Below are 6,696 nucleotides of genomic sequence, written 5' to 3'. Positions count from 1 at the left end.
GCCCCCCGCCGTCCGCAACCTCCCCATCGGCGTACCCCACGGCATCCTGTGCAGAAAGAGCTCAGCGAGCCGGGGCGCGTGGCACCGGACCTCCTCGGGGTCGCGCAGACTCCAGGCCCGTCCCGAGGGCACCCCCCTCAACGATGCTGCGCAGCGTGTCGGGCCTCAAGCCACGGCCGTTCCCGCTCCTCGTCCCAGTCGCTCATCGGTACCGCCCTCCCATGAGCCACCAGCCACAGCCGGAAGCACAGGAAGCCGTCGTCGCCGGAGTAGCCCTCGTGGATCAGCGCCGCGGCACTGACCGAGGATCGACCGGGCTTGACCTTCATATCGGTGTGAACCTTCAGGATTGCTTCATGACCGACACACCGTACGACCCGCGTACCCTACTGGCCGGAAGCCGGCTCGGCGTGCTCGCGACGATCAAGGCCGACGGCCGCCCGCAGCTCTCCCCCGTCATGCCGTTCTACGACCAGCAGGCCGATCTCATCTACGTGTCGATGACCGAGGGCCGCGCCAAGACGGCGAACCTGCGCCGCGACCCGCGCGTCTCCCTGGAGGTCACCAGCCCCGACGGCTGGGCGTGGGCCACCGCCGACGGCGTCGCGACGCTCACCGGCCCGGGAGCCGACCCCCGCGGGCCCGAGGTGGAGGCGCTGGTCGACTACTACCGCCGCGCCGCCGGCGAGCACCCGGACTGGGAGGAGTACCGGTCGGTGATGGTGTCCGACCGCCGGGTGCTCATGGTGATGACGGTCGAGCACGTGTACGGCGCGAAACTCCGCTGACCCCAGGACAGGGACCCGTGACTTACCGGAGATAGTTGAAAGGCATACGATTGCGCCATGGCTGCGACCCCCGACACGGTGCACTGGCGTGGCGTGCACCACCTTGCCCTGGTGACCACGGACATGGACGCCACCGTGCGCTTCTGGCACGGCGTGCTCGACGCCCGTCTCGTCGCCACCCTGGCCCTGCCCGCCTTCCGGCACTACTTCTTCGACATCGGCGAGGGCAGCTGCATCGCCTTCTTCGAGTACACCGACCAGCCCATCGACAGCTTCGCCAAGCCGGCCGGCGTGCCGTACGCCAAGGCGGCCCAGTTCGACCACCTGTCGCTGCACCTGCCCGACGAGGACGCCCTGCTCAGGCTGCGCGACCGGCTCAAGGAGCACGGCTGCGAGGTGACCGACGTCATCGACCACGGCTTCCTGCGCTCGATCTACTTCAGCGACCCGAACGGCATCGCGCTGGAGGCGTCCTGGTGGACCATCGACCCGACCGGCAGGCCGGCCGACCACTCCGACGAGCGCCTGTTCGCCGACCCCGACCCGGTGCCCGCCGTGCGCGAGCTGCGCGACGAGGGCCGTCTGCGTCACACGGTCGCCACCCGCCTGGTCGACGGCGTCATCGAAGACCTGGCCCGCGAGGGCATCACTCTCGAACGCTGACCTCGTGCGGATCTCCGGCGGCGCGCGCCGGAGATCCGCGCTCGAGCGGCCCGATCACCAGCCGTCCCGTCCCCGGCACCCCGACCAGCGGCCGGACAGCGGCCTGACCCAGTCCTCGTATTCCGCGTAGGACGGGTGCCCGCCCTCAACCCCCCAGGCGAAGCACCGCGTACTGGCGAGGGGCCGGTCGTTGATGTCCAGCCGGACGTAGGACACGTCCCCCTTCTCCACGTCGGCGTGGACGCCGCACACGTGGTAGAGCCCTGCCCATCCGCACACGGGGTCGGCCTGGTCGCCACGCTCGACGACCTCCCGCGCGAACCGCTCCATACCGCCCTGCGAGCTCGCGAACCGCGCCTTGAACGGCAGGTCCGCGTCGACACCAGCGGGACCAGCGCGAAGATCACGACGACGATCGATTCCGTGTAGGGGGACGGCACGCTCTCCCACCAGCAGACGACGAACGCCGCGACCAAGACCATCGCACGGAAGCCCCACCGGGGCGGCAGGCGGATCACGCCGTCACCCCAACCGCGCCCCGTCCCCGCGAGGACGGGGCCGGTCGGCTAGATGCGGAAGAACAGGTCGAGGAACCGCTCGGCCACGGCCAGGTCACCCCGCACCGTGCCCGCGTTGACCCTTCCGAACGTGGTGAGCACCATGCTGCCCGCGTCGAACTCGACGACCGCCGGCAGCCCCGCGAGGCTCCCCTTCTCGTACGTCATCCCGCCGTCCCCCACCGAGACGCGGAAGTCGCCTCCGTTGACGCCGCCCACGCGCACCCCGAGCTCGAACGGCGTCAGGTCCGCGTCCTTCCTGACGGTCGACTGCCACAGCACGAACATGAACGGCACCAGCAGGTCCGCCGCCTCCCCCGGCAGCGCGTGCGCCCGTCCGGCGCCCTGGCGGATGTCCCAGGCGTGCACGGCGTAGTCCATGAGCTGCCCCGCCGCGTAGAAGTACGCCGGCAGCGGCCCCATGTAGAAGTGCGGGACGATCAGCCCGTCCCATTCGTCCTCGGCGAGCCCGCGCAGGATGTCCTGCATGCGCTCGAAGTCCGCCCTGAGCCGGTCGAGCAGCTCCTTCTGCGCGATCCCGCGCAGCGCCACGGCCTGCTCGTTGACCCGGGCGCCCATGCCGGGCAGCCCGTAGGCCGCCCCCGGGTCCCCGCCGCCGCGGGCCGCGTCGAAGGCGGCGAAGTACCCTTCCGTCGTGTCGGCGATGTGCGCGACCACGTCCCGCACCGCCCAGCCCGCGCAGGCCGTCGGCGCCTCCCAGGCCTCCTCCGGTTCGGCCAGCGCGAACAACCGCTCGGCCTCCTCCCGGACGACCCGCAGGATGGTGTCCTTTCCCGCGTACGAGGTGGCATCCCACTCGTTCATGCCGTTCACCTCCTACGCGAACGACAGACCGGAGCGGTTTAACTGTCAATATTCCCGGAAGAGAGAATCCCCTGGGGCGGACCGGTGCCGGGCGGGCAGGCGGGCTGGCCCCAGGGGATTCGTCCGTGGCCGTCAGGCGCAGGTGTAGCCCGACGGCGTCTGCGTGTCACCGTTCGGGCGGCTGACCTGGAAGCCGAAGGTCGTGCTGCCGTTCGGGGCGAGGTTGCCGTTGTAGCCGGCGTTCCGCGCCGTGACGGTCTGGCCGCTGACGGTCAGGGTGGCGTTCCAGGAGCCGGCCGGCGTGTGCCCCGGGGGCAGGGTGAAGGTGACCGTCCAGCCGCTGATGGCGGAGGTGCCGGTGTTGGTCACGGTCACGGGCTGGACGACGTATCCGTTGTTCCACTGGTTCTGCACCGTCCCCACGGCGGTGCAGCCGCCGTTGCCGCCCGGGCCGCTCGGGGTGGTGAACGTGCCCAGCGGCGAGCCGGCCGACAGGTTCCCCGCGCCGTCGCGCGCCCGGACGTACACCTGGTACGCCGTGTTCGGCGTCAGGCCGGTCAGGGTGAGCGAGTTGGTGGTGCTCTGCCCGAGCAGCGTGTCGTTCGCGCCCTGCTCGCGGTAGACGTTGTAGCCGGCCAGTCCGCTGCCGCCGCTGTCGGTGGAGGCCGTCCAGGTCAGCGCGGCCGTGTTGGAGGTGACGTTGCCCGCGCTCGGCGCACCCGGCGTGGTCGGCGGCGTGGTGTCGGTGCTCGTGCCGCCCGCCAGCGCGTCATGCACGGCGGTGTACGACGGCTTGGCCTGGTAGTTCTCGTCGTAGATCAGCGCGGCGCCCTCACCGGGGAACGTGTCGGGCACCCAGGAGTAGCGGTCGGTGAAGCCCCAGATCGTCACGCCGGCACAGGCGGTGACGGCCAGGCAGGCGTTGACGACGTTGCGGTAGTACGTGGCCTGGGTGGCGTCCTTGGCGGCGCTCCTCGGCATCTGGATGCGCACGTCCAGCTCGGTGATGCGGACCTGGACGCCGAGGGCGGCGAAGCGCTGCAGGTTCTGCTGGAGGTCGTTCGGGAAGCCGTACTGGGTCGCGAGGTGGCCCTGGAAGCCGACGCAGTCGACCGGCACGCCCTGGCCGCGCAGCTCCGAGACCAGGTCGTACATCGCGGTGCTCTTGGCGTTGATCCCCTCGACGTTGTAGTCGTTGATGCACAGCCGCGCGTCGGGGTCGGCCGCGCGGGCGGCGCGGAAGGCGTCGGCGATGAAGCTCTCGCCGAGCGTGTTGTACCAGAACGACCTGCGGAAGTCGCCGTTCTCCTCGAAGACCTCGTTGACGACGTCCCACGAGACCACGGCCGGGTTGTCGGCGTAACGGCCGACGACGCGGCTGATGTGGTTGCGCATGGCGTCGCGCATCGCGGTGGCGCCGAGGTTCTGCACCCAGCCCGGCGTCTGGTTGTGCCACACCAGCGTGTGGCCGTGGACCTGCTGGTCGTTCTGGGTCGCGAAGTTCACGACGGCGTCGGCGCCGGAGAAGGTGAACTGGTTCTGGCTGGGCTCGGTGGCGTCCCACTTCATCGCGTTCTCGGCCGTCACCTGGTCGAACTCCCGGCCCGCGATGGTGCGGTAGGAGGTCTCGTTGGACAGCGGGCCGGTGGCGAGCGCCGTACCGATGAACTTGCCGCGGGCTTCGGCGTGCGTGCGCAGGGACGCGGACGCCTGCGCCGAGCCGGCGGGCAGGAGGAAGGCTGCGACCATCCCCGCTAACGCGAGGACTCTGAGGACCTTGGACGAATGCACGGACATCGACCTCCGGAGGAAGGCACTCGGTTCCGAAAGTTTCGGCCACGAACGGACCGCATCGCCGACGGTATTGACATGCCAATGGGCGGTCAATGCCGCCACCTCGGCATCCCTAAAGCAGCAGCTTGCGATCGGAAAGTATCGGGAAAAGCATGAAACTTTCATGCCATCTTCGCCGGAAGCGCCGATGTGACGGCATCAAGCCTGAGGCACGTTACGGCCGCGTTACGGCATCAATTCACCATCCCCCGGCACCCAAGATCCGAAACCGCCGCCGGTGGCCGTTTCGGCAGCTCTAGCGCGACGTACTGACCGGTCGGTACTGTGATTTCCGGAATATTCGTCCACTGCGGGAGTTCTGCGCATGTCTCTTACGCACGCCCAGGTCCAAGCCCAACTCACCGGACCCGGCCAGCTGTTCGAGATCGAGGAGATCGGCGACACCGGCGTACGAACATGGAAGCACGCACCGGCGCACTTCCGCGCGCTGCTGGAGATGAGCCGATTCCACGGCGACAAGGTCTTCCTCGTGTACGAGGACGAGCACATCACGTTCGAGGAGCACTTCCGCCGCGCCGCCACCCTCGCCGGCCGCCTGGTCGAGGAGTACGGCGTCACCAAGGGCGACCGCGTCGCCATCGCCATGCGCAACTACCCCGAATGGGTGATCGCGTTCTCCGCCGTGCTCGCCGCGGGCGCCATCGCCGTCCCGCTCAACGCCTGGTGGACGGAGGCCGAGCTGGCCTACGGCGTGAGCGACTCCGGCGCCAAGGTGCTCATCGCGGACGGGGAGCGCGCGGTGCGGCTGGCCTCGACCGGCGTGCCGATGATCGTCACCCGCGGCGACCTGCCGGAGGGCGCCCGCGCCTTCTCCGACGTCGTCGGCGAGCCCGCCGCCGACGTGCGGCTCCCGGACGTGACCCTGGCCCCCGACGACCCGGCCACGATCCTCTACACCTCGGGCACGACCGGCCGCCCCAAGGGCGCGCTCGGCAGCCACCGCAACATCGGCCAGGCCCCCATGCTGGCCGCGTACGGCGCCGCACGCGCGACCGCCCTGGCCGGCAAGGACTTCGCGACGGTGTCCGCGGTCCGCAGGGTCACCCTGCTGACCGTCCCGCTGTTCCACGCGACCGGCTGCTTCTCCGCCATGATCACCACGATGTTCAGCGGCGGCGGCCTGGTGCTCATGTACAAGTGGGACCCCGGAAAGGCCCTCCAGCTGATCGAGCGCGAGCGGATCACCGCGATGATCGGCGTGCCGACCAACGCCTGGCAGCTCATGTCGCACCCCGACTTCGGCAAGTACGACCTGTCGTCCTTGAGCGCCCTCGGCTACGGCGGCGCCCCCGCCCCGCCCAAACTGCTGGAGCGCATCACCGAGCACCTCCCCAACCGCGCCCCCTCCAACGGCTACGGCATGACCGAGACGACAGCCCTGGCCATCGGCAACGGCGGTGCCGACTACCACGCCAAGCCCGACAGCATCGGCAGGCCGTCCCCCGTCGTGGACGCCCGCGTGGTCGACCCCACGGGCAACGAACTGCCGCCGGGCGAGGTCGGCGAGCTCTGCCTGCGCGGCCCCAACGTCATCCTCGGCTACTGGAACAAGCCGGACGCCACGGCCCAGACCTTCATCGACGGCTGGGTGCACACCGGCGACCTGGCCAAGATCGACGAGGAGGGCTTCGTCTACATCGTCGACCGGGCCAAGGACATGGTCATCCGCGGCGGCGAGAACGTCTACTGCGCCGAGGTGGAAGCCGCCCTGTTCGAGCACCCGGCCGTGGACGACGTCGCGGTGATCGGCATCCCGCACGAAGAGCTGGGCGAGGAGGTGGGCGCCGTCATCCGCCTGTCCCCCGGCCGGTCCGTGACCCTGGAGGACCTCCAGGCGTTCCTCGCCGACCGTCTCGCCAAGTTCAAGATCCCCGTACACGTCTGGTTCCGCGACGCCGAACTCCCCCGCAACCCCGGCGGCAAGATCCTCAAGACCCACCTCCGCCGCGAAATCCTCGGCGCCTGACCCCCCGGGCGGCGCGGCGAGTGCTCACCCCCCTGGAGCACCC

Annotated in this window: 7 protein-coding genes; 3 read left to right on the top strand and 4 right to left on the bottom strand. The window is 70.1% G+C overall.

Annotated features, from left to right (window positions below; all coding sequences use genetic code 11):
* Nucleotides 1–137: 137 nt before the first annotated feature.
* Entirely contained in the window at nt 138–329 is a 192-nt protein-coding gene (locus C1J01_RS44970) for a DUF4240 domain-containing protein (RefSeq protein ID WP_111185132.1), read from the bottom strand.
* 27 nt (nt 330–356) lie between these two features.
* On the opposite strand from C1J01_RS44970, the gene C1J01_RS44965 reads away from it, so the two are divergent.
* Together C1J01_RS44965 and C1J01_RS44960 are read left to right on the top strand one after the other, a co-directional pair.
* Entirely contained in the window at nt 357–788 is a 432-nt protein-coding gene (locus C1J01_RS44965) for a PPOX class F420-dependent oxidoreductase (RefSeq protein WP_111185131.1), read from the top strand.
* Nucleotides 789–845: 57 nt separating this feature from the next.
* On the top strand, nt 846–1,451 hold the full coding sequence (locus C1J01_RS44960; RefSeq protein ID WP_111185130.1) for a VOC family protein: 606 nt from the start codon (nt 846–848) through the stop codon (nt 1,449–1,451).
* 54 nt (nt 1,452–1,505) lie between these two features.
* On the opposite strand, the gene C1J01_RS44955 is transcribed toward C1J01_RS44960, so the two are convergent.
* The 3 genes from C1J01_RS44955 to C1J01_RS44945 all read right to left on the bottom strand — a co-directional run bounded on the left by C1J01_RS44955 (nt 1,506) and on the right by C1J01_RS44945 (nt 4,582).
* Nucleotides 1,506–1,781: a hypothetical protein gene (locus C1J01_RS44955; RefSeq protein ID WP_111185129.1), complete on the bottom strand. Its 276-nt coding sequence runs from the start codon at nt 1,779–1,781 to the stop codon at nt 1,506–1,508.
* 236 nt (nt 1,782–2,017) lie between these two features.
* Nucleotides 2,018–2,833, bottom strand: a complete 816-nt coding sequence (locus C1J01_RS44950) for a maleylpyruvate isomerase family mycothiol-dependent enzyme (RefSeq protein ID WP_111185128.1) — start codon at nt 2,831–2,833, stop codon at nt 2,018–2,020.
* A 132-nt stretch (nt 2,834–2,965) separates the two neighbouring features.
* Nucleotides 2,966–4,582, bottom strand: a complete 1,617-nt coding sequence (locus tag C1J01_RS44945) for an endo-1,4-beta-xylanase (RefSeq protein ID WP_235855093.1) — start codon at nt 4,580–4,582, stop codon at nt 2,966–2,968.
* A gap of 409 nt (nt 4,583–4,991) precedes the next feature.
* Between C1J01_RS44945 and C1J01_RS44940 the strand changes: the two genes are divergently transcribed.
* On the top strand, nt 4,992–6,653 hold the full coding sequence (locus tag C1J01_RS44940) for a class I adenylate-forming enzyme family protein (RefSeq protein ID WP_111185126.1): 1,662 nt from the start codon (nt 4,992–4,994) through the stop codon (nt 6,651–6,653).
* The last annotated feature ends 43 nt before the right edge of the window (nt 6,654–6,696 follow it).

This window comes from Nonomuraea aridisoli, assembly GCF_003236395.1.
GTDB lineage: Bacteria > Actinomycetota > Actinomycetes > Streptosporangiales > Streptosporangiaceae > Nonomuraea > Nonomuraea aridisoli.
The sequence above is the reverse complement of the archived record's forward strand: the minus strand, read 5'-3'. Positions and strand labels throughout refer to the sequence as shown.

What these genes read in the sequence shown, in the direction of transcription:
- C1J01_RS44970 (WP_111185132.1), bottom strand. Translation starts at nt 329, where the DNA reads ATGAAGGTCAAGCCCGGTCGATCCTCGGTCAGTGCCGCGGCGCTGATC.
- C1J01_RS44955 (WP_111185129.1), bottom strand. Translation starts at nt 1,781, where the DNA reads ATGGAGCGGTTCGCGCGGGAGGTCGTCGAGCGTGGCGACCAGGCCGAC.
- C1J01_RS44945 (WP_235855093.1), bottom strand. Translation starts at nt 4,582, where the DNA reads ATGGTCGCAGCCTTCCTCCTGCCCGCCGGCTCGGCGCAGGCGTCCGCG.
- C1J01_RS44960 (WP_111185130.1), top strand. Translation starts at nt 846, where the DNA reads ATGGCTGCGACCCCCGACACGGTGCACTGGCGTGGCGTGCACCACCTT.
- C1J01_RS44965 (WP_111185131.1), top strand. Translation starts at nt 357, where the DNA reads ATGACCGACACACCGTACGACCCGCGTACCCTACTGGCCGGAAGCCGG.
- C1J01_RS44940 (WP_111185126.1), top strand. Translation starts at nt 4,992, where the DNA reads ATGTCTCTTACGCACGCCCAGGTCCAAGCCCAACTCACCGGACCCGGC.
- C1J01_RS44950 (WP_111185128.1), bottom strand. Translation starts at nt 2,833, where the DNA reads ATGAACGAGTGGGATGCCACCTCGTACGCGGGAAAGGACACCATCCTG.